Genomic DNA, 22,622 nt, shown 5'->3' with positions numbered 1-22,622 from the left:
ACGATGCCACGATGAAGGGCATTTCTCATGACGACATTCCCGGATCGCACTCCGGCAGGGGCCGGTTCGAGCGTGGCCGCGGCAGGCGCGGACCGCACGGACACCGAGGAGGCGGCTTCGGACCGGGCTTCGGAGGCGGGTTCGGGCCAGGCTTTGGTCCGGGCTTCGGGCCAGGTTTCGGGCGCGGCCCGCGCAGGGCAAGCAGGGGTGACGTGCGCTCCGCCATACTCTCGCTCCTGGCCGAGGCGCCCTCAAATGGTTACGGGCTGATAAAGGCGATTGCCGAAAAAACCAGCGGAGCCTGGCGCCCGAGTCCAGGATCGATCTACCCCACACTGCAGCAGCTGGTGGACGAGGAACTTATCACGGCGCTCAGCGAAGGCCGCGGAACCGAGTACACGCTTACGGACGCCGGAAGGGCATGGGTGGCAGAGCATGCTGAAGAACTCGAAAATGCCTGGGACTCCGGACCTGACAGTCCCGACAAGGACTTCCACCAGTGCATCGGGAAGCTGATGGGCGTTATCCACCAGTTCCGTACGGGTGTCACTGAAGAACAGCGGGCCGCTGCCATCGAGAAGCTGGACGAAACCCGCCGGGCCCTCTACAAGATCCTGGCTGACTGACCTGCAGCCCGCCGGTCAGTCAGGCGAAGGCGTCTTCCTTGGCCCGGCGCTCGGCCTGGTTTTGGACTGCGGGGGAGTGGGAAACGGCGGGGGAATGCGGGGCTGCGTGGCTGCCGGGGTTGAAACCGGCCCCCATCTCCCCAAAGGCATAGGCGCTCTCGGCGTGCTCGGACAGGTCCACACCGGCGGTCTCTGCCTCACGGCTGACGCGGAACCCGATGGTCGTGTTGATGGCGCGGCCGATAACCAAGGTCCCGGCGCCTGACAGCAGCACCGTGATCACCACAGCCACGGACTGCGCCACAAGCTGCTGGAAACCGCCGCCATAAAACAAACCGCCGCCCTGGCCAGCCACCGGGAGGGCAATAAAACCGAGTGCCAGGGTCCCAATCAGTCCTGCACCCAGGTGGACCCCCACCACATCGAGGGAATCATCCAGCCCGAACCGGTACTTCAGGTCCACGAAAACAGCGCAGGCTGCTCCGGCCACCAGGCCCAGGCCGATGGCCGCCACGGGGCTGATGTTGGCGCAGGAGGGAGTGATGGCAACGAGCCCGGCCACCACGCCGGACGCAGCTCCGAGCGATGTGGGGTGGCCGTGGCGGATCTTTTCGGTCACCAGCCAGCTGAGCATTGCCGCTGCCGGCGTCACCAGGGTGTTGACCCAGATCAGGCCGGCCTGTTCCGCCGTCGTCGGCGCTCCGCCATTGAAGCCGAACCACCCGAACCACAGGATGGCGGCACCCAGCATGATGAACGGCACGTTGTGCGGCCGGTGGTTGGGGTCCTTGGCGAAACCGTGGCGCTGACCCACGATCAGGGCGAGCACCAGCGCGGCGGTGCCCGAGCTGATTTCCACTACTGCGCCGCCGGCGAAGTCAATGACCTGGCCGAAAATGGCGGTGAGGGCTCCGTCGGCACTCATCAAGCCGCCGCCCCAGATCATGTAGGCGAGGGGGCAGTAGACCACGGTGACCCACACGGGAACGAACACGGCCCAGGCCCCGAACTTGGCGCGGTCGGCAATGGCGCCGCTGATCAAGGCCACGGTGATGATGGCGAACGTGGCGCTGTACCCGGCCTTGATCAGGTCCGGGGAGCCCATCAGGTTCTGGAGTCCGAAGCTGGCGAAGGGATTGCCGAAGATGCCGAGCACGCCGTCGCCTGTTGTCATGGAGTAGCCCCAAAGAATCCAGACCACCCCGACGATCCCGGCGGAGATGAAGCTCATCATGATCATGTTCAGGGCTGCTTTGGCCCGTGTCATGCCGCCGTAAAAGAGGCCGAGCCCGGGCGTCATCAGCAGTACCATCGCGGCTGAAATCATCAGCCAGACATGTTGGGCAGTGATCTCCACCTGCGGGTCCCTTCGCGTTGCGCCTCGAAGCGGGGCGCTTTGCCGGCCCTCGCATTTCCCCCGCCGTCCATCTTTCGGGTTCCGTGTTTCAGGAAATGGCCAGAAAAGTTGCGCTGGTGTTACGGAAACTGCGGCTCTGTGAAGTGCCTGTGTTAAAAATGTTTCGGCTGTGTAAACGGACTCCATCCAATGAGCTAAATTCTGAACATTTGAAACGACGACGGCGCCCCGCGCGGAAAATGCGGCGCGCCGTCGTCGGGAGCTGTGAAATCCGGGAAGATTAAGCGGCCGGCAGGCCCTCGGGAGACTCAGAACTGGCGGGCGTTAGCCAGTACGGGAAGCTTGGTGCGCACCTCGTCCACCACGGAGGGATCGATGTCGACGACGGCGAGTTCCGGCTTTCCGCCAAGGGCAGCTACCGCTGAGCCCAGGGGAGTGATGACGGCGCTGTGGCCGATGCCCGTGGGCGCCGTTCCCGCCTGGCCTCCTCCAACGGTCTCTGGATCGCCCTGGCCGCAGGCCACGACGAAGGTGGTGCTGTCCAGGGCGCGTGCACGCACCAGGAGGTCCCACTGCTCTGCCTTGCCCTCACCGGCTCCCCAGGAGGCGCAGACGATATTGACCTGAGCGCCTGCGCGGGCATTGGCCGTGAACAGGGCAGGGAAGCGGACGTCGTAACAGGTGGCCAGGCCAAACACGGTGCCGTTGATTTCGAAGGTGACGGGGTTGGTGCCCGCATCCACGGTTTTGGATTCGGCAAAGCCAAAGGCGTCGAATAGGTGCACCTTGTCATAGGACGTATCCACTCCTGGGCCGGTGACCAGCAGGGTGTTGCGGACGCGGCCGTCCTTCCCGGGCGTGAACATTCCCGCTACGATCGCAATGTCCAGTTCCCTGGACAGGGCACGGACCTTCTCCGCCCACGGGCCGTCCAGGGGTTCTGCGATGTCAGTCAGAGAGTTCCCGAACGCGCGCATGGCGGCCTCGGGGAACACCACAAGCTCGGCGCCGGCGGCTTTGGCCTCGGTGGCGTAGTCCCGGATCAGCTCCAGGTTGGCGGCAGGGTCTGCACTGCTGATGATTTGGGCGACTGCTAGACGCATTACTGCTTGTAGCCCTCTACTTCGCTGACGGGCCGGGGCTCGGCCTCGTTGGGGTTTTCGCCGGATTCCGCTTTGGCCCTGCGCTGGCGCAGCAGGTCCCAGGCCTGGTCCAGCCTTTCTTCCACCTGCTGGAGCCGGCCCTGGTCCGGCGCCTGGCCGTCGCCGGCACCATCGCGGAGGGTGTGTTCCTCCTCCACCAGGGCCTGGATGCGGGCCAAAAGATCTTCGTCGTTCATGTCTACACCCTTCCGCCGGAAACATTTCCCTCAGCGTACGCCTGTACCATCAGAATCATGCCCACTGTGCTTGATATGGCAGGTCCAATCCTGGAAATGCTCACCTGGTTGTGCCTGCCCGCCGGGCTGGGATTGCTCTTCTATACAGGCTTCCTGCGCCGCTTTGTGCACCCGTGGGCCGTGGCCGAAGCCGTGGTGTATTCGGACAACACCGGTGTGGGCTTCCGCTGGTTCGACCGGAAGTACCAGGTGCACCATGCGCCCATGTCTCCGCACGACATCCAGGACCTGGCTGTGGGGGATACGCTCCCCATCTACTACCACCCCAAGCGGCCCACCCAGTGGCAAATGGCGGCTCCGGAAGAAGAAGGCAAAACCGCGGCCGTGCTGGGCCGCTGCCTCACCGGAATTGGTGCGGTTGCGCTCCTTGCGGGATTTGTCCTGCCGATGTTCTAGCGCCGGGACCCGGCCTACCAGGCAAGGACCACGGCGACGCCGAGGCCGCCCAACGCAACCCCTGCAAAAGCAGTCCAGAGCACTGCGGTGATGTCGGCGTCGACATTCTCCCTGGCGATGCCGCGGGAGCTCGTGCCGTAGCGGCGGCGCTGCGTGAAGTAAATCGCCGCGGCTGCCCCGGCCGAGACGGCGAACAGAAGCAGGATGGGGAGCCCGTGGATCGGAAGCCAGCGCAGGAAGATCGCACTGACCGTCACCAGGGCCATCATCGTCCTGCCCCAGGCCAGGGCGGTACGCTCCGGCTGAAGGCCCGGATCCCCGTGGCCGCCGGCGGGGTACTGGGTGGGCACAGGTTCAGCGCCAGAGGATGAAGATCAGCACGACGGCGGCCGCCAGCGCCCCTGCCCCGGCAAGCAGCGGGACAATAAGCGGCAGCGGCAGCGGCGCCTTGTTGCGCATGCTTCGTTCCACGCGCAGCCACCGCACCGCAGAACCGGCGCTCAGCAGCATGCCCAGCAGGAGCAGCACCACTGCCAGGCCCTTCCGGGCAGGCTCCAGGAAAAGGTCTGCGGTGAAGGCCTCGACGGCAATGCCGCCGGCCAGGAGCGCCAGGGACGTGCGGATCCAGGCGAGGAAGGTCCGCTCGTTCGCGAGCGTGAACCGCGGGTCCGGTTCCTCGCCGCCGGGCAGCAGCCGTTCGGCGATCTTCCCGCGCGACGGCGGCACGATGGCGCTGTCAGGCTGCTCGCTGTTGGTCACCGTGCCAGTTTAGCCAGGGGCTTCCTCCGGTTCCTGCGGGTGCTTCGGGAATGCCCGGAGTGCCGGCGAAGTTAGGGCAGTATGGAGCGCATCGGATTCCTTTCATTCGGCCACTGGGGCCCGGGTCCGGGTTCCCAAACCCGGACGGCGGGGGATGCCCTCCTCCAGGCCATCGACCTTGCTGTCGCCGCTGAGGAACTGGGGGTGAACGGGGCATTCTTCCGCGTCCACCACTTCGCCCGGCAGCAGGCCTCGCCGTTTCCCCTCCTGTCGGCCATTAGTGCGCGGACAAGCCGGATCGAAATCGGTACCGGTGTGATCGACATGCGCTACGAGAACCCCTTGTATATGGCGGAGGAAGCTGCCGCGGCTGATCTGATCAGCGGCGGCAGGCTTCAGCTCGGAATCAGCCGCGGTTCACCCGAGCCGGCGCGGGACGGGGCGGCTGTGTTCGGCCACCGTCCCCAGCCCGGGGAGACGGACGCCGATATGGCACGCCGGCACACAGCTGTCTTCCGCAAAGCGATCAGCGGCGCCGGGGTGGCGGACGCAGATCCCCGCTACGCCGGGGGTGCCACCGGACTCCTGCCTGTGCAACCGCAGTCACCCGGCCTGGCCGAGCGCATCTGGTGGGGAGCCGGCAGCAGGAAGACAGCCGTGTGGGCTGCGGAGCTGGGCATGAACCTAATGAGCTCGACTCTCCTGACCGAGGACACCGGCGTACCCTTCCATGAACTCCAGGCGGAGCAAATCCGGTTGTTCAGGGACGCCTGGGCCGCCGAAGACCACCAGCGCACGCCCCGTGTTTCGGTCAGCCGCAGCGTACTTCCCATTGTGGATGGGGAGGACAGCCGCTACTTTGCGGGCAGTGCCCTGCGGGACAGCCGGGACCAGGTGGGCGTCATCGACGGACTGACTGCCCGATTCGGGAAGAGCTACGTGGGCGCACCGGATGTCCTGGTGGAGGAACTCGCTGCGGACTCGGCGGTACAGGCGGCGGACACCCTGCTGCTCACCGTGCCCAACCAGCTTGGCGTCAATTTCAACGCCAAACTCCTGGGCAACGTCACGCGCTACGTTGCGCCTGCAATCGGCTGGAGCCCGGACCGGTCCTGAACCAAATAAGCAGGGGGTAACGAAGATGGCCACAGCATAAATATGTCTCTTGCCGCTCCGGACCGCGGTATACTAAGCATGCTTATTGAAAACGTGGGGAACCTTCTGCGGACTGCAGCCGTTACTCTTGAAGTGCGGCTTGGGGGCTTAGCGCCCCCACTACAGCGTGACTGCGGAACGGTCATATGACGGAGAGAGAGAAATATGGCCCGCGCCGTTTTAGGCTTTATCGCATGATCCGGCTACGTCAGCTTGCCCAAGCGGCCTCTGTGCTCACCACGCCTTTGGCGCCGGAGGACATCCTAGCGTTGTTCAACCCCGTCTACTCTGCGCGGCAGCTTCGCGGTGTGGTCACCCGGGTAGTGCAGGAGACGGCGCAGTCCGCCACCATCTTCTTCCGGCCCGGCCGCGGCTGGCACTCCCACCTGGCAGGCCAGTGGGCGCGCATCGGCGTGGAACTTGACGGTGTCCGCCACTGGCGGTCCTATTCCCTCAGCGCCCCCGCCGGCCAGGATCCCGCGATCACGGTCACCGATGTTGGCGCAGTCTCCGGCACGCTGGTACGCACCACCCGCCCGGGCGATGTCCTTTTCCTGGCGCCCCCGCAGGGCGACTTCGTGCTCCCGGAGCACCCCCGGCCCCTCCTGATGGTGACGGCGGGCAGCGGCATTACTCCGGTGATGTCCATGATCCGCACGCTTGTTCCGCGGCGTCCTGATGCCGACGTCGTACTGGTCCACTCGGCCCGCACTCCCGGCGACAGCCTGTTCCGCGAAGAACTCGCCGAGCTGGCCGACCAATTCCCCAACTTCCGCCTTGCCCACTGGTTTACGGGTGAGCAAGGGCGCATGGACCTGACCAACACCGCGCAACTGGATGAAATCTGCCCGGACTGGAAGGATCGCGCCGCCTACGCCTGCGGTCCGGACAGCTTCCTGGACGACGCCGAGGCGCTGTGGAAGCAGGCAGCGCTGACAACGGCGGCACCCGGCTCGGACATCGCGGTGGCCGGCGACCCCGGCAACCTGATGATCGAACGCTTCAACACCACCTTCGCCGGCGGTGTTGGGCACGACGGCGGACTGGTCACCTTCGAAGCATCCGACCGTGAGGTGGATGCCGACGGCGACACCCCGCTGCTCGACGTCGGCGAGGATGCAGGCGTGCTGATGCCCAGCGGCTGCCGCATGGGCATTTGCCACAGCTGCCTCACGCCACTCCTGTCCGGCCAGGTCAGGGACCTTCGCACCGGGGAAGTCCATGGCGAACCCGGCCAACTGATCCAAACGTGTGTCTCGGCAGCCGCCGGACCCGTCAACCTCGAAATCTGAGGAGCACCACGGTATGTCTGTAATTACACCCAGCAAGCCCACACCCACCGAAGGCAGTTCCACCGGAGGGGCAAGGACGCGCCCCGGAAAGCTGGCGGAGTCCGGCAGTCCAACGGTCCGGCCTCCCGCTGCCGCCCACCTGACCGACGAGCAGGTGGCCGAGCTCGGACGTGAACTCGACGCGATCCGCGACGAGATCCTGGCCAAGCGCGGAGCGGAAGACGCCGCCTACATCCGCCGCATGATCAAGATCCAGCGCGGCCTGGAGATTTCCGGCCGCGCCGCCCTGCTGGTCAGCAAGAACAAGGCTGCCTGGGTCACGGGCACCACGCTGCTGAGCCTCGCGAAGATCCTCGAAAACATGGAGCTGGGCCACAACATCCTGCACGGCCAGTGGGACTGGATGCGGGATCCGGACATCCACTCCACCACCTGGGAGTGGGACTTCGTCACGCCGTCGCGGTCCTGGCAGCACACGCATAACGACCTGCACCACCGCTGGACAAACGTGGTGGGCAAGGACAACGACGTCGGATACAACCTCCTCCGCATGGACGAGAACCAGCCGTGGAAGCCCATCAACCTGGCCAACCCGCTGTTCAACGCCATCCTGGCGCCCGTCTTCGAGTGGGGCATCGCCATCTATGACCTCGAGCTGACCGAGTACAAGGAAGGCACGAAGTCCAAGGAAGCCCTGCTCAAGGACCTCAAGGCGCTGGGCAAGAAGGTTGTCACCCAGTTCACCAAGGACTACGCTGCCACCCCCGCCGTCGCCATGCTCACCGGCTCCGGCAAGCAGGCCCTCTACGGAACCTTGGCCGCCAACGCCATCCGCAACGTCTGGGCACATGCGGTCATCTTCTGCGGGCACTTCCCCGAAGGCACCGACACCTTCACTGAGGAAATGGTGGAAGGCGAAACCCGCGGTGACTGGTACGTCCGCCAGATGATCGGGTCCGCGAACATCTCCGGTTCCAAGTTCATGCACATCATGACCGGCAACCTGTCGCACCAGATCGAGCACCACCTGTTCCCGGACCTGCCCTCCAGCCGGTATCCCGAGGTTGCCCCGAAGGTCCGTGAGATCTGCCAGCGCTACGGCCTGAAGTACACCACAGGTCCGCTGCTCAAGCAGGTCGGCTCCTCCTGGGCCAAGGTCTTCAAGCTCGCACTTCCGGGCAAGCCGGCCACGGCCTGATCAAAGCAACAACGCCTGAATTAACTAACGGCTGATAGTAGAACACCGAATGCACCTCCGGTACCGGGAACCAACCCCGGCGCCGGGGGTGCATTTCTGTTCCCCGCCCCGACGCTTTATCACCTTTCGCATACTTTTCCCCGACGCTCTATCACCTTTCGGGGACGTTCTTCAATCGCTCTCTCACTTTTCGTGCGGACGCCGCATAATTGATCCCACAGCAGCCGCGGCCTATGGAGGAATCATGCGGATACTCGGAGCCCTTGTTGTCATCTGGCTGATCATTGGCGGTGTGGCCGCCTGGCAGCGCGGCTATTTCGGGGGAGCGCCGGATAACTGCGCGCAAGCCGGGACGATAGCCATCACCATTGCCGCCGGCCCGCTGAACTACATGGGCGCCAATCCGCAGATAACCTGCGAGCTTCCGCAACCGTCCCAGTAGCCCAGGGCACGGCGGACCACCCTAGAGTAGGAATCGCGCGGGCAAGGCAGTTTTCCCGCCCGCATCGATCCCACACTCTCGAAAGGACCCGCCGCGATGGCTTTCATCACCGTTGGAACTGAAAACAGCACGGACATCGAGCTTTACTACGAGGACCATGGTTCGGGCCAGCCCGTGGTGCTGATCCACGGCTACCCCTTGGACGGCGCCTCCTGGGAGAAACAGACAACTGCACTGCTGGGCGCCGGCTACCGCGTCATCACCTACGACCGCCGCGGCTTCGGCAAATCGAGCAAGACCACAGAGGGCTACGACTACGACACCTTCGCTACCGATCTCAATACCATCCTGACCACCCTGGACCTGAGCGACGCGGTGCTGGTGGGCTTCTCCATGGGAACCGGCGAAGTTGCCCGGTACCTAAGCACCTACGGCTCCGCCCGCGTTTCCAAGGCAGCGTTCCTCGGCTCCCTGGAACCTTTCCTGCTGAAGACCGACGACAACCCCGACGGCGTCCCGCAGGAGGTCTTCGACGGCCTGAATGAAGCAGTAACGGCAGACCGGTACGCCTTCTTCACCGAGTTCTTCAAGAACTTCTACAACAGCGATACGTTCCTGGGCACCCCCCGCCTCAGCCAGGAGGCCGTTACCGCGAGCTGGAACACCGCGGCCAGCGCCGGCGCCACCGCATCCGTTGCAGCGCAGCCCACCTGGCTCACGGACTTCCGCGGTGACATCCCCAAGATCGACGTCCCCGCACTGATCCTCCACGGCACAGCGGACAACATTCTTCCCATCGATTCCACGGGACGGCTGTTCGCCAAGGCCATGCCCAGCGCCGAGTACGTTGAAATCGAAGGCGCCCCGCACGGCCTGCTGTTGACCCACGCCGCGGAGGTCAACGAAGTCCTGCTGCGCTTCCTCGCCAAGTAGTCCGCCCTTAACACAAGAATTTCCGGCGACGGCGGGAATCCGCCGTCGCCGGAATTGAGCGAGCGTTGAGCAAAAGTTTGCCAAAGGTGAGCGGCCGTGTGGAAGGGCTTGGTGAGGTAGGTACACAAAGAGGCCTGGCGCCGGCTGCTACCCGTCGTAGTGGGTGCGTGCCGGGCCCTGGCCCAGCGAGTTGACCACTACCGTGGCAACCTCGTGCAGCTTCGAGTTGCGTGTGCTGGACGCAGTCTTGAGGATCTCGAACGCGTCCTGCTGGCTGCAGCGGTTCTGGGCCATGATGATCCCCACCGCCATATCGATCACCGTCCGCGATTCAAGGGTGGCGCGCAGGTTTGCAGCGGTCTCGCTGTAATGCGCAAAGCGGACCGCAAGCCGGAGTGCGAGGGACGTCTGGCTGACGAAGTCCTCGGCGAATTTCAGCATCCGGGCTTCAAATCGGTGGGGACGGCCCGAGTACAGCAGCAACGCAGCCTTGGTGCCGCCTTCCAGCTGGAACGGCAGCGCCAGGACGGAGCGGACGCCTTCGCCCAGCAGCGCGGCCGAGTAGTCAGGCCACTGGCCGTCGTCGCTGATGTCCGGCACCTGGACGGTCTCCTGGGTGGTGCAGGCCGTCATGCTGGGCGTTTGGTTGAACTTGTACTCATGCCGTGCCACGGCCTCGGCGGCCGGACTGCTGCTGGCCACCGTGGCGGCCCTCCGCTGCCGCAGCAGGGTTATGGCGCACAGAATCTCATCGCCGGGCTCGGAGAGATTGCGTGCGGACACCTGCGCGAGTTCGTTAAGGAAGTCCTCAACATCGGAGCTGTTGAGGACAAGTTCATGCAGGTGCTCAGTAATGGATGTATCGGTTTTTACAGTTGACTCGCTGGCCACGGTTTTTTTGTGCCATTCGCTCAGGTCAAAACGAGCAGGTAACAAGCACCGTCCAGCCAACAGGCGGAAGGGGGCAATGCTCGCTGGATCGACGAACTTTCCAACGGCCTGCTGCTAAACCGATATCCAAAAGTATATACATTCCCCGGGGGCGGGAATCGTCATTTGAGGCACCGCCAGTCCGCGGACGCTGGCGCTGGAGCAGGCATTACCGGCAGAATAAGGCACGCGCCGGCGCTGCCGGTGGCGGACCCGGAAACCAGCCGTTGCTGCGCTATGGAGGGACAGAAACATGACCAGATTGCTCATCATCGGTCCGCCCGGCTCCGGCAAGGGTACGCAGGCGGAGCACCTGGCCCAGCACTTCGGTATCCCCGGCGTGTCCACGGGTGAAATTTTCCGGAATAATGTCAGCCTGCAGACGGAATTGGGCAATGAAGCCGCAAAGTACCTCGACGACGGCGATTTCGTGCCGGACCGCCTCACCAATGCCCTGGTAAAGGACCGACTTTTGGACGCCGACGTCCAGGCCGGTTTTCTTCTCGACGGTTACCCGCGGACCGCGCCCCAAGTGGTGGAATTGGACAACATGCTCGCCTCGAAGGGCCACGGGATCGATGCAGTCATCGAGCTCCGGGTTCCCGATTCCGAGCTGGAACAGCGGATGCTGCGGCGTGCCCAGGACGAGGGCCGCAGGGACGATACGGTTGACGTGTTCCGGCGCCGCCTGGATCTCTATCACCGTGAGACGCACGAAGTCGTGTCCGTCTACGCAGGGCGGGGCTTGCTGGTGCCGGTGAACGGCAGCGGCGACCCCGGCGACATCACCAAACTGGCGATCGCCGCCGTCGAACGCTTCATTAATGAAAAAGGAGAACGCGCATGAGGGTGGCAGTAACCGGAGGCAGCGGAAAGCTGGGGCGGCACGTGGTGCGCAGACTCACCGGCGACGGGCACCAGGTGCTCAACCTGGACCGTGCGGGGGAGCGGAATCCCGGGCTGGTGGTGGTGGACCTCCGCAACTACGGCCAGGTTGTGGATGTCCTGCTCGGTTTGGACGACCGGCACGGCGGGTTCGACGCAGTGGTCCACCTCGGTGCCGTTCCCGCGCCCGGCATCATCCCGGACGCCGCCACGTTCGAAAACAACATGCTCGCCACCTACAACGTGTTCCAGGCGGCCCGGCGGGCAGGAATCAAGAAGGTGGTGTACGCCTCGAGTGAGACGGTGCTGGGACTGCCGTTCGACGTCGACCCGCCCTACATTCCCGTCGACGAGGAGTACCCCGCTCGGCCGGAGAGCACCTACTCGCTGGTGAAGCACCTCGAGGAGCAGATGGCGGTGGAACTGACGCGGTGGGACCCGGAGCTGAGCATCTCCGGCCTCCGGTTCTCCAACGTCATGGACGTTGAGGACTACGACAGCTTCCCCGCATTCGACGCCGATGCCACGCTGCGGAAATGGAACCTCTGGAGCTACATCGACGGCCGCGACGGCGCCCAGGCCATAGTCCGCGCGCTCGAAAACGCCAAGCCGGGCTTCGAGGCGTACGTCATCGCCAACGCGGACACCGTGATGAGCCGGTCCAGTGCGGAACTGGCGGCGGAGGTGTTCCCTGCCGTCAAAGTCACCAAGGACCTTGGCGAGCACGAGACCATGCTGTCCATTGACAAGGCCAGGCGCCTGCTCGGTTTTGAGCCCGAATACTCCTGGCGGAACCACCAGCCAACCATCCCCGCGGGAGCCTCAATCTGACCCCTGGCGCCCAGCCGCAGGAATCCCAAAGGGTTGGCACAGGATCCTGCAAAGACCCCGTTCCAGCGCGGAAACGGGTCCTAATCTTGAGGTAGGGCGGATGGTTTACCTGCCCGCACAGAGCGCAACGCCGAAGCAAGGACCCCAAAATTCGCACTCCATCCTTTGTGCTGCCCGCCGCAGCAGTGCTGGTTTCCGCAGTCGCCCTTTCCACAGCCGCCGTGCCGGCATCGGCCGCTCCGTCGGCCGATTCCGGTGCGACGGGCCGCTACATCGTCCGGTACGCAGCCAATGCCGATGTTGCCGCAGAGGCAGCCGGCATGCGGGGTCAGGGACTGGCCGTGGGCCGTACCTTTACCCGCGCCTTCCGCGGCGCAGTGGTAAACGCCAACCCGGCACAGGCTGCTGCGCTGGCCCGCTCCGGCCGCGTGGTTTCCGTGGAAGTGGATGCACCCATCAGTTTTTCCGCATCCCAGCAGCCCGCACCCTGGGGCCTGGACCGGGTGGACCAAAGGCCCCTGCCCCTGTCCGGGTCCTACTCCTGGACGGCATCCGGAGCAGGTGTGAGCGCGTACGTGGTGGACACCGGTGTCCTTGCCTCGCACGCAGATTTCGGCGGACGGGTGGCAGCCGGCTGGTCCGCCGTGGCCGACGGCCGGGGTTCGAGCGACTGCAACGGCCATGGCACCCACGTGGCCGGCTCGGTGGCCGGTTCCACCTACGGTGTGGCCAAGGGCGCCACCGTGGTGCCGGTGCGTGTGCTCGACTGCAACGGCTCCGGCTACAACTCGGACGTGGTTGCGGGACTGGACTGGATCGCCGCCCACCACACAGCCGGGACGCCTGCAGTGGCCAACCTCAGCCTCGGCGGCGCCGCCAGCTCCGCTGTTGACGCAGCCATCCAGGCTGTTATGGACGACGGCGTTACCGCGGTGGTTGCCGCCGGCAATTCCGCCGTGGATGCCTGCAGCAATTCCCCGGCCCGCGTCTCCGGAGCAGTAACGGTGGCTGCCAGCGACTCCGCTGACCGGCAGGCATCTTTCTCCAACTTCGGCTCCTGCGTGGACCTCTACGCGCCGGGCGTGGGCATCACCTCGGCCCACCACACCTCTGCCACCGCCGCGGTGTCGATGTCCGGAACCTCGATGGCCTCTCCCCACGCGGCCGGGGCAGCCGCAGTGCTGCTCTCCCAGAACCCTGCCCTCTCACCGGCCCAGGTGGCGGGAGCGCTGATATCCAACGCCACGGCGGGAGTGGTCAGCGGTGCCACGAGCGGTACCCCCAACCGGCTGCTGTTTGCCGGCGCTGTTGCTCCGGCACCCGCGCCGGCACCCGCGCCGGCACCCGCGCCGGCACCCGCTCCCGCTCCGGCACCCGCTCCCACCGTTACCGCCGCTACCCCGGGAGCAAACGCAACCGCCGTGGCAACGGGAACAAATGCCACTGCCACTTTCAGTGCCGCCGTCCAGGGCGTCACCACGGGGACGTTTGTGCTCAAGAATGCGGCGGGCAGCACCATCCCTGCCGCCGTCACCTACAACGCCACCACCCGTACTGCCACCCTGAACCCGGCGGCCGGCCTGGCAACCGACACCCGCTATACGGCCACGCTGGTGGGCGGCGCCTCGGCCATCCGTGACAGCGCAGGAACCCCGCTGGCATCCACCAGCTGGACCTTCCTGACCGGCCCGGCACCCGTTGTCACGGGCACGACGCCCACCAGCAACAAGCTGCTGGTGCGCCGCACCAACAACATCAGCTTGAACTTCAGCGAAGCGGTCCAGGGCGTCAACGGAACCACCTTCACGGTGAAGAATACCGCTACCGGTGCGGTGGTGCCAGCGGCCGTTTTCCGGAACTCGACTACCAACCAGTGGATCCTGAACCCCCAGCAGGCATTAGCCGCCAGGACCGAGTACACCGTGACGGTGACCCGCGGCACCGCCGGAGTGCGCGACCTTGCCGGGAACCCGTTCGCCGGCAGGAGCTGGCAGTTCACCACTGGTTCCTTGTAGGGCAAAGCAGCAGGAACTGGGCCAGCGGAGCAGGAACTACGCCATTTCCAGCAGGAACTCGGTGCGCCCATGCACGGCGCCGTTGATCTGAAGCTCCAGCGCATGCAGTCCCGGATGGTGCACCCTGGTGGTCATCTGCCTGAACGCGTGGCGCTTGGACAGGCTCCTGCTCTCGCCGGGCGCAAGGGTCAGGATTGAGATTTTGAAGACCTTCGCGGACTGGCTGCCATTGGCCTTGCGGTAGTGGACCAGGTAATCCACCGCAAGACGCACGTCCTCGGTGCCGGTATTGGAAACCTCAAAGGCAAAGGTCAACTCACCCGGCACCGAGAGGATTTCCTGGTCGAGGCGCGGCCCGGTCACAGCCACCGACGCCGGCGTGAAGCCCAGCAGCGCCAGTGCGCCGGGATGCCCCTTCTTGACCAGCGTGCGGAGCCCATGGCGGACCACCCATCCGGTGTTGCCGTCCGGTGCGGAGAGCCACTGACCAGCTGTGGCCACAACAGCACCGGGTGCATGCCGGGCGAGATCGTTGAGGTGGTTGGCCACGGAACGCCGGACGTATTCGGACGGGTCGCGGTAGAGGGCAGTGAGGATGGGCAGGGTGGCTTCTGGCCGCTGGACGAGGGCCGGGACTCGCACGGCCCACGGCAGGTAGGGACGCGTGCCTTCGCTCGCGAGGCGGCGGACGTGCTCGTCGGGGTGGGCCGTCCAGCCGAGGATTGCTGCCAAGGCCCGGTCCGGGTCCCTGGCAAGGAGGCGGCGGACGGCGAATTCCCCGGTAAGCCTTGGCGTCAGTTCAGCGAGCAGGGCCAGGCAGTCGTCGAAGTCCTCCGTTGCACCGGACGCGAGGGCCAGAGTGACGGCCGCCTCCGAAACCGGCCAGAGGACCCAGCCGGTGAATTCCGGGACTGACAGTGCCGCCCGGAAGCTGACGGACGCCGTCGTATATCCCGGGACCGGACTCGTGCTGATATCAGCCACAAGGGCTTCGGCCACGAGATCGGTCCGCGCGCGTAAGTTCAGGTCACCAAGCAGGGATGCAGCGAGAGCCGTTTGTGCCCACTGCACTGCCGGTGCGCTTTCCGCCAGGATGCGGGTGAGCGCTTCAATGCTTGGCGGATCGATCAGCTCGTTCATAACGCCCATGCAGTCAGGCTACCGCCGGGGTACGACCATTCCGGCCGCCCACCAGCACCGTGGCGGAAAGGGCCGTTCCTGGCTACTGATCAAAGCGGGCAAGCGGGATAATCTTCACCCTAAGTATTTCTTCACCACCTAGGGATGGGCATGGCAGCACAGCAGGGGTCTATGGGTTCCGGAGTCACCGGGAAAGGTGCCGGCAAATGGCGGGTATTCCATGACAAGTTCGTGGTAGAGGAGCGCTATCTGGAGCCGGGCGACCGGCGCGGCCTGTACTGGTCGGCCATCATCCTTGCGTTGCTGGGGGTGGCGCTCTTCCTCGCGACCCTGATCAGCGTGGTGCAGGCCGATGGCCTGTCTGCCGCCGACGGCCCTGCCCGGGACTGGCTGCTCGGGCTGAGGTCCGAAACCCTTACGGTGGTCATGATCTTCCTGGCCGTGGTCTTCGGTCCCATTGCCCTCCCCATCATTGTCCTGGTGGTGGTTGTGGCGTGGGGATTTGCTGCGAAGCATGCCTGGCGTCCAATACTCCTGGCGTCCGCGATGCTCACCGGGGTCATCATTTCGCAGATCATCCTCCAGATTGTGCGGCGGTCGCGTCCCCCCGTGGACCAGATGCTCTTCGGCATTGACCACACCTTTTCGTTCCCGTCGGGACATGTCCTGGGAGCATGCGACTTCCTGCTGGTGGGTGCCTTCCTGATCTACTCCCGGCGCAGCAACCGGCACGCTGCCGTGTTCGGGTTCATTGGAGCGGGCATCGGCATTGTGCTGGCAGCACTAAGCCGGCTGTACCTGGGCTACCACTGGCTCAGCGATGCGCTGGCGTCGCTTTCGTTGTCCCTGATTATCCTGGGCGGAGTTATCGCCCTGGACACGTGGCGGACGGCGAGGGTTCCGGGCGAGCGGATCACCGGCGAATTGTCGAAGGCGGACGCGCGGGCGACTGAGCCGGGCGACTGAACCGGGCGGGTCAGCCGCAGGCAGCGCGCCTGGACACACTGTCCCGTTGGCTGTTTCCTCCCAGCCGCGGATCGCTCAGGCGGGCGGCCGGGACCGGGCCCGCTTGAGGGCAAGATGGAGCTTGACGTTGGCTTCCTCGAGTTCCAGCACCTTGGCTACGCCGGCGAGGTTCAGGCCCTGTTCCAGGAGTTCGCCGATGCGAAGCAGCACCGCGATGTCCGCGTCACTGTACTGCCGGGTGCCGCCGGAAGTACGCGACGGCGTCAGCAGGCCCCGCGTCTCGTAGAGGCGGATGTTCTGCTGGCCTGTGCCCGCCAGCTTCGCCGCAACAGAGATGGCGTAAAGTGCGCGACCCTTTGCGGGCACTGGCGCCCGTCCTGCTTCCCGCTCTGCCATCAGTTCTCCAAAAAACTTCGATGAGTCTTGCTTCAGTGTTTCACAGGTGCTATAAAAAATCTATCTTCACCACCATAGATCCTGGGGTGGATACAGTACCGATCCAACATCTAACAAGTTGAAGGAGTGGGAAATGATGTTGATGCGCACGGACCCGTTCCGTGAGCTGGACCGGCTCACGCAGCAGGTCTTTGGAACTGCCGCCCGTCCGGCCGCCATGCCTATGGATGCCTGGCAGGAAGACGGGGAGTTTGTGGTGGCCTTCGATCTTCCGGGCGTCAAGCTCGATTCACTGGATCTGAACGTTGAGCGCAACGTGCTTACGGTCCGGGCGGAACGCCAGGATCCCACCCAGCCCAATGTGGAGCTGGTGGCTTCCGAGCGTCCGCGCGGCGTCTTCAGCCGCCAGTTGATCCTGGGCGACACCCTGAATACGGACAACATCAAGGCCAGCTACGACCAAGGTGTCCTGACGCTGCGAATCGCGGTGGCGGAACAGGCCAAGCCGCGCAAGATCGAAATCGAGACGCAGCAGAGCCAGCTGCACCAAATCGGAACCTAGGCCGGCAGTGGCGGGCGCAGGGCAACCCGGGTTGTCCTGCGCCGCCCGCATCCGGCACTGCCCGTCCGCCGGGTCAGCCCTGCGGAGCCGGAAGACTGACATGAGCAATACCCCGGATTACTACGCCACCCTGCACGTCCCGCGTGACGCCTCCCAGCAGCAGATCTCGCGCGCCTACCGGGCCCTGATGCGTAGCCACCATCCGGACTTGGAAGGCGGCAGGGATGCGGCCGGCGGGCCGAGGGGCTTGCAGAACGGAGTGGACAATACCGGCGCAGTTGGAGGTACGCAGCAGCGGGAGGCCGAGCTGCTGCGAATCATGCAGGCTTTTGCCGTCCTGCGCGACCCAGTCCGGCGGGAGGCCTATGACCGGGAAGTGCAGGCAGAACCGGCAACCGGCGCAGCACCGGCGAGCCGGACCGGGACGGACATCCCGGTCCGGAAGGTCCGGCACCAGCCGGGTTCTTCCGGAAACACCATCCGAATCACCCCCGTGCGTTGGGAAAGCGGACCGTGGGCCTGATAACCGATTGGCCTGCCGGACCGCACACCGGGACCCTGCAGGCCCGGGGAATCGACCCCGGCCACCACTTCGAGAGGCGGGAAACTGTATGAGCGATTGGCGCCGCTACGATTCACACCTGATGCCGGTGTTCCATGAGCGTTTCGAACAGCGGTGGGGCAAGGGCACCGCGCCGTTCCTGGATCCGGAAGCCCATGAGGAGCCCCTTCCCCGAGCCCAGTGGATCAACCCCACCACCGGCGCGGCGCTGGCTGTGGTCCCGGTGTGGACGAACGACGAAAGGCAGCAGCGGTCTTTCGGGGTGTTCTATCTTCCGCCGTCAGGGGACATTTGGGTCCTGCGGCCGGGATACACAGGGTACCTGGAACCGGCCGACGGCGACACGGAGCACCTGGTCACGCTCCGGAACGATGCCTTCCGCAAGGCTGTGGCTCACGCAAAGGAATTCCTGTTCGGCGACCAGTGAGCTTAAACCAATGCGCCCCTCCCGCCAGTTAACCCGGGAGGCCGGGTTCCCCGAACGGCAACGGTTGCCGTCAGACGGTTCCCACGGCTCCGCTGCCCAGCAGGCTCCGGGTCAGGGATTCGGCGTCACCCAGCAGCTCTTCCGCAGCCGCTGACAGGTGTGAGTCGGACAGCGGCAGGTCCTCGAGGGCCGCGGCCACAACGGCGCGGCGTACCAGTTCGCGGGCGAACGACGCTGTGGTTCCGTCCGTACGTTCGGCGGCGGCAGCCACGGCGTCCGGACTGAAACTGGCCTGCCGGCCGTAAAGCCGAATGAGCTCTATCCGCTCGTTGAGGGCGGGCAGCGGGATCTCCACGGCGAGGTCCACCCGGCCGGGACGCTGCGCCAGCGCACGCTCCAGCATGTCCGGCCGGTTGGTGGTGAGGACAAAAGCGACGTCCGCATCGTTGTCCAGGCCGTCCATGGCATCCAAGACTTCAAAGAGCAGCGGCTGCGGCCCGTGGCCGAAACTCCGGTCCTCCGCGATGAGGTCGCAGTCCTCCAGCACCACCATCGAGGGCTGCAACGCACGTGCCATCCGCGCCGCCTCCGAAATCCGGGCAAGGGAACCGCCGCTGAGGAGGATTGCAGTGGTGCCCTCGCTCTGCCCGAGCAGATACCGAACGGTGTGCGTCTTGCCGGTCCCGGGCGGGCCGTACAGCAGGACGCCCCGCTTGAGGTGCTGGCCGTGCCGCTTCAGGGACTCCCGGTGCGCGGCGATGCCAACCGCGTGGCCCGCCACCTTCTGTAGGAGGCCCGTTGGAAGGATAACTTCCTGCCCCGGCAGGTGCGGCCGGTGGTGGAAGGTAACCCCGCCGCTGCTCGGTCCGAATTCACCCATGGTCAGGGAAACCTGCCCTTTCGGCACACTCTGGCTGTCCATCCGCCGCCTGTACTCAGCCAGGAAGGCCGCGCCCGTTTCGGTGTTTTCCGGCGCCACTTCAAGGGAGGCCGTCTCCCGGCCGGCGCGCGGATCCGCGGCGCGCTGCAGAACAGCCAGCCGGCCGCCGTCGTACGTCATAAGCCGCAGGCCGAAACCCACCGCCTGGCGCTGGGTATCCGGCCCCACGGCCAGGTTGACGTAGTCCGGCTGGGCGAGCGGGAACTGCGGGAAGGCCTGTGACTGCTGAAGCATGTCGCTCAAGGACTGGTGGTGCCGCTGGCCGCCGCCGCCGATCCCCACCAGCCGGCTTTCCGGATCCAGTGCGGCGAGCCCGGCCATCACAATGTCTGCGTCCACGAACCTGTGCGGCGGGATTTGTTCCTCGACCACGGCGAGGTCTTCGGCAGCCAGGCCCAGGTACCCGGTCAGCGTATCCAGCAGCTGCACCCCGGGCTGACGCCGGTGGCTGCGGGCCTGTGCCAGCTGCACCAAATCAGCAAAATTGTCGATGAACTTCCCCAGTTTTTCATCCATTCCCAGACCCTAGCAGCACGCGCACCAGCAGCCCGGGAATCGTGCGAGGATATGGTCTTGACCTCGCGTGGTTCAAAAAACTTTCGTGGGTACCGTTCTGTCCGTAGTAAGGATTTGTTCAATGCATATTTCCGCCAGGGACCTCGCCGCACTCATCCCGCCGGGGTTCACCCTTGGAGTGGCAACTGCAGCCTTCCAGATCGAAGGCGCACTGGATGAGGACGGCCGCGGACCTGCCGGCTGGGATGTGTTTTCGGCCAAGCCGGGCAACATCGTTGAGGACCACAGCCCCGTGGTGGCCTGCGACCACTATCACCGCATGCCGCAGGATGTTGCCCTCATGAAGCAGCTGGGCGTGGACTCGTACCGGTTCTCGTTCGCCTGGCCCCGCATCCAGCCCACCGGCAGCGGCCCTGCGAACAAGGCCGGCCTTGCTTTTTACGACCGGCTGTTGGACGAACTCCTCGACAACGGCATCTCGCCCATGGCCACGATCTACCACTGGGATACACCCCTGGCCCTGGATGAGGCGGGCGGCTGGATGAACCGCGACACAGCCTACCGGCTGGGGGAGTACGCCGGCATTCTTGCCGAGGCTTTCGGCGACAGGGTGGCACAGTGGGTGACCATCAACGAGCCCGCCACCGTGAGCACCAACGGTTATTCACTGGGCCTGCACTCGCCGGGGGAGGAGCTCGTCCTGAATGCCTTCCCCACCGTCCACCACCAGCTGCTGGGCCACGGGCTTGCCGTGCAGGCCCTGCGGGCTGCGAAAGTCCCCGGTGAGATCGGCATGACAAACGTCTACTCGCCCATGGTCCCAAACTCCATCAACCCGCTGGACTACATCAGCGCGGGCATGATGGACCTGGCCCAGAACCGGCTCTACGCGGACCCCGTGCTGACCGGCAAATATCCGGACCTGATCCGCGCGGCCAAGTTCTTCAGCTCCTTCGAGCACCCGCCTGAGGACATGGAACTCATTTCCCAGCCCCTCGATTTCTACGGACTGAACTATTACATGCCCACCAAGGTGGCCGTCGGGCCGGGCGCCGGCGCGGTGCCCGCGAGCATGGCCGAGGCGATGGGCAGCGACCTCAGCGCGGCGGGCAGCGGCGGAACCCCCTTCCACGTGGAAACCTGGCCGGAAGCGGACATCACCGCCTACGGCTGGCCGGTCAAGCCCGAGTACATGGCGGTGGCCCTGAAGGAAATGGCCGAGCGCTACCCCAACCTGCCGCCGGTCATCCTCACCGAGGGCGGGGCCAGTTTCGAGGACATCATCGTCCGGGACAAATCCACCAACGCGCGGTTCATCCCTGACGAGCGCCGCCTGAAGTACCTCTCTGACCACCTTGAGGCAGCGTTGCGGGCCACCGCCCCGGGCGGTGACGCCGAGTCCATCGACCTGCGTGGCTACTACGTATGGTCCCTCATGGACAACTTTGAGTGGTCCGCCGGCTACAACCAGCCCTTCGGATTGCTCCACGTGGACCGGGACACCCTGGAGCGGACACCCAAGGCCTCCTACTACTGGTACCAGGAACTCATCGAGGAGCGCGACCTCGCCATCGCCGCTGATGTTGCCATCGCACAGGCAGCGGCCTCCGAGGATCTCGATACTGAGGTTCTTGATACGGAAGCGCCCGACGACGGCGTGTCCCCTCTGAGTGCCAGCGCCTAGGTAGTTGGGCTGGCCAAGCCTGGGGAGGCGGGACGCGCGGCTGTCAGCACGCGCCTCCCCCTACCCGGGCTTTAGAGCACGTCCAGCGTGGTGAGCTGCTTGGCCATGCCGGCGCCGTCTGGGGAGTAGATCCACGGCACCTGGGACGCGGTGTGGTCCCCGTCCACCGAGTGGCCGCCGGCGAACACTGACTCGCTGACGGACAGTTGCCGGATGGCGATGGCGGCAACCCTGTTCGGGTTTTCCTGCGCAAACTCTGAGTAGATCGCTTCGTCGTGCTGGCCGTTGTCGCCGATCAGGAGCCAGCGCATGTCCGGGAACTCGCTGGCCAGGCGCGCCAGGTTCCGAAGCTTGTGGTCCTGGCCGCTGCGGAACCAGCGGTCCTGCGTCAGGCCCCAGTCCGTGAGGAGCAGGGCGCCGGACGGATACATATTGCGGGTCAGGAACCGGGCCAGCGTGGGGGCCGCATTCCAGGGCCCCGTGGACAGGTAGATCACCGGCGCGTCGGGGTGCTCGATGGTGAGGCGGTCAAGCAGCACGGCCATGCCGGGGGTGGCCATGCGGGCCCGCTCGCTTAGGACGAACGTGTTCCAGAGCGCCAGGAACGGCCGGGGCAGGGCCGTCACCATCACCGTGTCATCGATGTCCGAGACGATCCCGAACTTCACGTCCGGGGCGATGACCCGGATTCTGGCCTCCACAGGTTCTGTTCCTTCGGCCCGGAGGACGGCCGTGTGCCAGCCCGGTGAAAGCTGGACTTTCACCTCCGTATCGATCAGCCCGCCCCGGTCCGCGCGGACGTGGGTGACAACATCGCCGATGGTGATCTCGACGTCGGTGAACTGCAGCGGCACGCTGGTGAACGCGCGCCAGCCGCGGAGGTTCTGGTTGCCATTCTGCGCGGCGTGCTCCGCTTTGCTCCCCGGCAGCGGCTTCTGCGTGAGCAGGACCCGCCCGAGGACCCGGACCTGGCTGGTGGAGCCGTAGCCCTGGTAGGCGATGGTCTGGGGAATGAATTTCCAGCGCTTGGCCAGCCGGATCCGCACCGTGTTAACGGCGTCCGAGACCCGGTGTGCCAGCCGGAACACCTGGTTTCCCGAGAGCGCGTCCGGGAGCAGAGTGTGCGCTGTTTTCTCTGACGAATTGTTCGGAGCCGTGTCCATGGCTCCACTCTGCCACAGGGCCGGGCCGGCGGAAGAGCACTTCGGCCC

Annotated in this window: 25 protein-coding genes; 15 read left to right on the top strand and 10 right to left on the bottom strand. The window is 65.4% G+C overall.

Annotated features, from left to right (window positions below; translation table 11 throughout):
- The first annotated feature begins 11 nt into the window (after window positions 1-11).
- A complete protein-coding gene (locus AC50X7_RS06835; RefSeq protein ID WP_494978303.1) occupies window positions 12-626 on the top strand; it encodes a PadR family transcriptional regulator in 615 nt (204 codons plus the stop codon).
- Between the two features lie 19 nt (window positions 627-645).
- Here AC50X7_RS06835 and AC50X7_RS06830 read toward each other — a convergent pair whose 3' ends face one another.
- The 3 genes from AC50X7_RS06830 to AC50X7_RS06820 form a co-directional block, all read right to left on the bottom strand.
- On the bottom strand, window positions 646-1,983 hold the full coding sequence (locus AC50X7_RS06830; protein ID WP_494978302.1) for an ammonium transporter: 1,338 nt from the start codon (window positions 1,981-1,983) through the stop codon (window positions 646-648).
- 308 nt (window positions 1,984-2,291) lie between these two features.
- Entirely contained in the window at window positions 2,292-3,086 is a 795-nt protein-coding gene (locus AC50X7_RS06825) for a carbon-nitrogen hydrolase family protein (protein ID WP_494978301.1), read from the bottom strand.
- The gene (locus AC50X7_RS06820; RefSeq protein ID WP_494978300.1) at window positions 3,086-3,322 is read right to left on the bottom strand and encodes a DUF2630 family protein; all 237 of its coding nucleotides are present in this window, start codon (window positions 3,320-3,322) and stop codon (window positions 3,086-3,088) included. Before AC50X7_RS06820 ends, AC50X7_RS06825 begins: the two co-directional genes overlap by 1 nt.
- Window positions 3,323-3,379: 57 nt before the next feature.
- Between AC50X7_RS06820 and AC50X7_RS06815 the strand changes: the two genes are divergently transcribed.
- Complete coding sequence (locus tag AC50X7_RS06815) at window positions 3,380-3,778, top strand: hypothetical protein (RefSeq protein WP_494978299.1); 399 nt, start codon at window positions 3,380-3,382, stop codon at window positions 3,776-3,778.
- A gap of 14 nt (window positions 3,779-3,792) precedes the next feature.
- Here the strand turns inward: AC50X7_RS06815 and AC50X7_RS06810 are convergent, their stop codons facing one another.
- Together AC50X7_RS06810 and AC50X7_RS06805 are read right to left on the bottom strand one after the other, a co-directional pair.
- Window positions 3,793-4,128: a DUF202 domain-containing protein gene (locus AC50X7_RS06810; protein ID WP_494978298.1), complete on the bottom strand. Its 336-nt coding sequence runs from the start codon at window positions 4,126-4,128 to the stop codon at window positions 3,793-3,795.
- 4 nt (window positions 4,129-4,132) lie between these two features.
- On the bottom strand, window positions 4,133-4,537 hold the full coding sequence (locus AC50X7_RS06805; protein ID WP_494978297.1) for a YidH family protein: 405 nt from the start codon (window positions 4,535-4,537) through the stop codon (window positions 4,133-4,135).
- Between the two features lie 81 nt (window positions 4,538-4,618).
- Between AC50X7_RS06805 and AC50X7_RS06800 the strand changes: the two genes are divergently transcribed.
- The 5 genes from AC50X7_RS06800 (at window position 4,619) to AC50X7_RS06780 (ending at window position 9,557) form a co-directional block, all read left to right on the top strand.
- Window positions 4,619-5,653, top strand: coding sequence for an LLM class flavin-dependent oxidoreductase (locus tag AC50X7_RS06800; RefSeq protein ID WP_494978296.1), 1,035 nt, complete (start codon window positions 4,619-4,621; stop codon window positions 5,651-5,653).
- A 233-nt stretch (window positions 5,654-5,886) separates the two neighbouring features.
- Window positions 5,887-6,984 carry a ferredoxin reductase gene (locus AC50X7_RS06795; protein WP_494978295.1) on the top strand — a complete coding sequence of 366 codons (1,098 nt, stop codon included), beginning with the start codon at window positions 5,887-5,889 and terminating at the stop codon, window positions 6,982-6,984.
- Window positions 6,985-6,997: 13 nt separating this feature from the next.
- Window positions 6,998-8,182 (top strand): fatty acid desaturase family protein, encoded by a 1,185-nt coding sequence (locus AC50X7_RS06790; protein WP_494978294.1) that lies wholly within the window; start codon window positions 6,998-7,000, stop codon window positions 8,180-8,182.
- Window positions 8,183-8,426: 244 nt separating this feature from the next.
- Window positions 8,427-8,624, top strand: a complete 198-nt coding sequence (locus AC50X7_RS06785) for a hypothetical protein (protein ID WP_307093886.1) — start codon at window positions 8,427-8,429, stop codon at window positions 8,622-8,624.
- A 96-nt stretch (window positions 8,625-8,720) separates the two neighbouring features.
- On the top strand, window positions 8,721-9,557 hold the full coding sequence (locus AC50X7_RS06780; RefSeq protein ID WP_494978293.1) for an alpha/beta fold hydrolase: 837 nt from the start codon (window positions 8,721-8,723) through the stop codon (window positions 9,555-9,557).
- Window positions 9,558-9,704: 147 nt separating this feature from the next.
- Here the strand turns inward: AC50X7_RS06780 and AC50X7_RS06775 are convergent, their stop codons facing one another.
- On the bottom strand, window positions 9,705-10,448 hold the full coding sequence (locus tag AC50X7_RS06775) for a GAF and ANTAR domain-containing protein (RefSeq protein ID WP_494978292.1): 744 nt from the start codon (window positions 10,446-10,448) through the stop codon (window positions 9,705-9,707).
- Between the two features lie 292 nt (window positions 10,449-10,740).
- On the opposite strand from AC50X7_RS06775, the gene AC50X7_RS06770 reads away from it, so the two are divergent.
- The 3 genes from AC50X7_RS06770 (at window position 10,741) to AC50X7_RS06760 (ending at window position 14,218) form a co-directional block, all read left to right on the top strand.
- Entirely contained in the window at window positions 10,741-11,334 is a 594-nt protein-coding gene (locus tag AC50X7_RS06770; protein WP_494978291.1) for an adenylate kinase, read from the top strand.
- Entirely contained in the window at window positions 11,331-12,203 is an 873-nt protein-coding gene (locus AC50X7_RS06765) for an NAD-dependent epimerase/dehydratase family protein (protein ID WP_494978290.1), read from the top strand. Before AC50X7_RS06770 ends, AC50X7_RS06765 begins: the two co-directional genes overlap by 4 nt.
- A gap of 167 nt (window positions 12,204-12,370) precedes the next feature.
- Entirely contained in the window at window positions 12,371-14,218 is a 1,848-nt protein-coding gene (locus tag AC50X7_RS06760) for a S8 family serine peptidase (RefSeq protein WP_494978289.1), read from the top strand.
- A gap of 36 nt (window positions 14,219-14,254) precedes the next feature.
- Here the strand turns inward: AC50X7_RS06760 and AC50X7_RS06755 are convergent, their stop codons facing one another.
- Window positions 14,255-15,367, bottom strand: coding sequence for a DNA alkylation repair protein (locus AC50X7_RS06755; protein WP_494978288.1), 1,113 nt, complete (start codon window positions 15,365-15,367; stop codon window positions 14,255-14,257).
- Between the two features lie 141 nt (window positions 15,368-15,508).
- Between AC50X7_RS06755 and AC50X7_RS06750 the strand changes: the two genes are divergently transcribed.
- Window positions 15,509-16,324: a phosphatase PAP2 family protein gene (locus AC50X7_RS06750; RefSeq protein ID WP_494978287.1), complete on the top strand. Its 816-nt coding sequence runs from the start codon at window positions 15,509-15,511 to the stop codon at window positions 16,322-16,324.
- A gap of 75 nt (window positions 16,325-16,399) precedes the next feature.
- Here the strand turns inward: AC50X7_RS06750 and AC50X7_RS06745 are convergent, their stop codons facing one another.
- Window positions 16,400-16,720 (bottom strand): MerR family transcriptional regulator, encoded by a 321-nt coding sequence (locus tag AC50X7_RS06745; RefSeq protein WP_307093893.1) that lies wholly within the window; start codon window positions 16,718-16,720, stop codon window positions 16,400-16,402.
- Between the two features lie 136 nt (window positions 16,721-16,856).
- Between AC50X7_RS06745 and AC50X7_RS06740 the strand changes: the two genes are divergently transcribed.
- The 3 genes from AC50X7_RS06740 to AC50X7_RS06730 all read left to right on the top strand — a co-directional run bounded on the left by AC50X7_RS06740 (window position 16,857) and on the right by AC50X7_RS06730 (window position 18,271).
- On the top strand, window positions 16,857-17,282 hold the full coding sequence (locus AC50X7_RS06740; protein ID WP_494978593.1) for an Hsp20/alpha crystallin family protein: 426 nt from the start codon (window positions 16,857-16,859) through the stop codon (window positions 17,280-17,282).
- Window positions 17,283-17,382: 100 nt separating this feature from the next.
- The gene (locus AC50X7_RS06735) at window positions 17,383-17,805 is read left to right on the top strand and encodes a J domain-containing protein (protein WP_494978286.1); all 423 of its coding nucleotides are present in this window, start codon (window positions 17,383-17,385) and stop codon (window positions 17,803-17,805) included.
- 88 nt (window positions 17,806-17,893) lie between these two features.
- Window positions 17,894-18,271 carry a hypothetical protein gene (locus tag AC50X7_RS06730; protein ID WP_307093895.1) on the top strand — a complete coding sequence of 126 codons (378 nt, stop codon included), beginning with the start codon at window positions 17,894-17,896 and terminating at the stop codon, window positions 18,269-18,271.
- Between the two features lie 70 nt (window positions 18,272-18,341).
- On the opposite strand, the gene AC50X7_RS06725 is transcribed toward AC50X7_RS06730, so the two are convergent.
- The gene (locus AC50X7_RS06725) at window positions 18,342-19,727 is read right to left on the bottom strand and encodes an AAA family ATPase (RefSeq protein WP_494978285.1); all 1,386 of its coding nucleotides are present in this window, start codon (window positions 19,725-19,727) and stop codon (window positions 18,342-18,344) included.
- Window positions 19,728-19,848: 121 nt separating this feature from the next.
- On the opposite strand from AC50X7_RS06725, the gene AC50X7_RS06720 reads away from it, so the two are divergent.
- Window positions 19,849-21,411: a glycoside hydrolase family 1 protein gene (locus tag AC50X7_RS06720; RefSeq protein WP_494978284.1), complete on the top strand. Its 1,563-nt coding sequence runs from the start codon at window positions 19,849-19,851 to the stop codon at window positions 21,409-21,411.
- Window positions 21,412-21,482: 71 nt separating this feature from the next.
- On the opposite strand, the gene AC50X7_RS06715 is transcribed toward AC50X7_RS06720, so the two are convergent.
- Entirely contained in the window at window positions 21,483-22,574 is a 1,092-nt protein-coding gene (locus AC50X7_RS06715) for an App1 family protein phosphatidate phosphatase (RefSeq protein ID WP_494978283.1), read from the bottom strand.
- Window positions 22,575-22,622: the final 48 nt, after the last annotated feature.

Source organism: Pseudarthrobacter sp. Hb11, from assembly GCF_059383655.1.
This window is presented reverse-complemented; position numbering and strand designations above follow the sequence as displayed.

Excerpts from the sequence above, each read along its gene's own strand:
- AC50X7_RS06835 (WP_494978303.1), top strand. The coding sequence starts at position 12 with ATGAAGGGCATTTCTCATGACGACATTCCCGGATCGCACTCCGGCAGG.
- AC50X7_RS06755 (WP_494978288.1), bottom strand. The coding sequence starts at position 15,367 with ATGGGCGTTATGAACGAGCTGATCGATCCGCCAAGCATTGAAGCGCTC.
- AC50X7_RS06815 (WP_494978299.1), top strand. The coding sequence starts at position 3,380 with ATGCCCACTGTGCTTGATATGGCAGGTCCAATCCTGGAAATGCTCACC.
- AC50X7_RS06770 (WP_494978291.1), top strand. The coding sequence starts at position 10,741 with ATGACCAGATTGCTCATCATCGGTCCGCCCGGCTCCGGCAAGGGTACG.
- AC50X7_RS06725 (WP_494978285.1), bottom strand. The coding sequence starts at position 19,727 with ATGGATGAAAAACTGGGGAAGTTCATCGACAATTTTGCTGATTTGGTG.
- AC50X7_RS06825 (WP_494978301.1), bottom strand. The coding sequence starts at position 3,086 with ATGCGTCTAGCAGTCGCCCAAATCATCAGCAGTGCAGACCCTGCCGCC.
- AC50X7_RS06820 (WP_494978300.1), bottom strand. The coding sequence starts at position 3,322 with ATGAACGACGAAGATCTTTTGGCCCGCATCCAGGCCCTGGTGGAGGAG.
- AC50X7_RS06735 (WP_494978286.1), top strand. The coding sequence starts at position 17,383 with ATGAGCAATACCCCGGATTACTACGCCACCCTGCACGTCCCGCGTGAC.
- AC50X7_RS06730 (WP_307093895.1), top strand. The coding sequence starts at position 17,894 with ATGAGCGATTGGCGCCGCTACGATTCACACCTGATGCCGGTGTTCCAT.
- AC50X7_RS06785 (WP_307093886.1), top strand. The coding sequence starts at position 8,427 with ATGCGGATACTCGGAGCCCTTGTTGTCATCTGGCTGATCATTGGCGGT.
- AC50X7_RS06790 (WP_494978294.1), top strand. The coding sequence starts at position 6,998 with ATGTCTGTAATTACACCCAGCAAGCCCACACCCACCGAAGGCAGTTCC.
- AC50X7_RS06720 (WP_494978284.1), top strand. The coding sequence starts at position 19,849 with ATGCATATTTCCGCCAGGGACCTCGCCGCACTCATCCCGCCGGGGTTC.
- AC50X7_RS06745 (WP_307093893.1), bottom strand. The coding sequence starts at position 16,720 with ATGGCAGAGCGGGAAGCAGGACGGGCGCCAGTGCCCGCAAAGGGTCGC.
- AC50X7_RS06750 (WP_494978287.1), top strand. The coding sequence starts at position 15,509 with ATGGCAGCACAGCAGGGGTCTATGGGTTCCGGAGTCACCGGGAAAGGT.
- AC50X7_RS06765 (WP_494978290.1), top strand. The coding sequence starts at position 11,331 with ATGAGGGTGGCAGTAACCGGAGGCAGCGGAAAGCTGGGGCGGCACGTG.
- AC50X7_RS06800 (WP_494978296.1), top strand. The coding sequence starts at position 4,619 with ATGGAGCGCATCGGATTCCTTTCATTCGGCCACTGGGGCCCGGGTCCG.
- AC50X7_RS06715 (WP_494978283.1), bottom strand. The coding sequence starts at position 22,574 with ATGGACACGGCTCCGAACAATTCGTCAGAGAAAACAGCGCACACTCTG.
- AC50X7_RS06780 (WP_494978293.1), top strand. The coding sequence starts at position 8,721 with ATGGCTTTCATCACCGTTGGAACTGAAAACAGCACGGACATCGAGCTT.
- AC50X7_RS06795 (WP_494978295.1), top strand. The coding sequence starts at position 5,887 with ATGATCCGGCTACGTCAGCTTGCCCAAGCGGCCTCTGTGCTCACCACG.
- AC50X7_RS06740 (WP_494978593.1), top strand. The coding sequence starts at position 16,857 with ATGTTGATGCGCACGGACCCGTTCCGTGAGCTGGACCGGCTCACGCAG.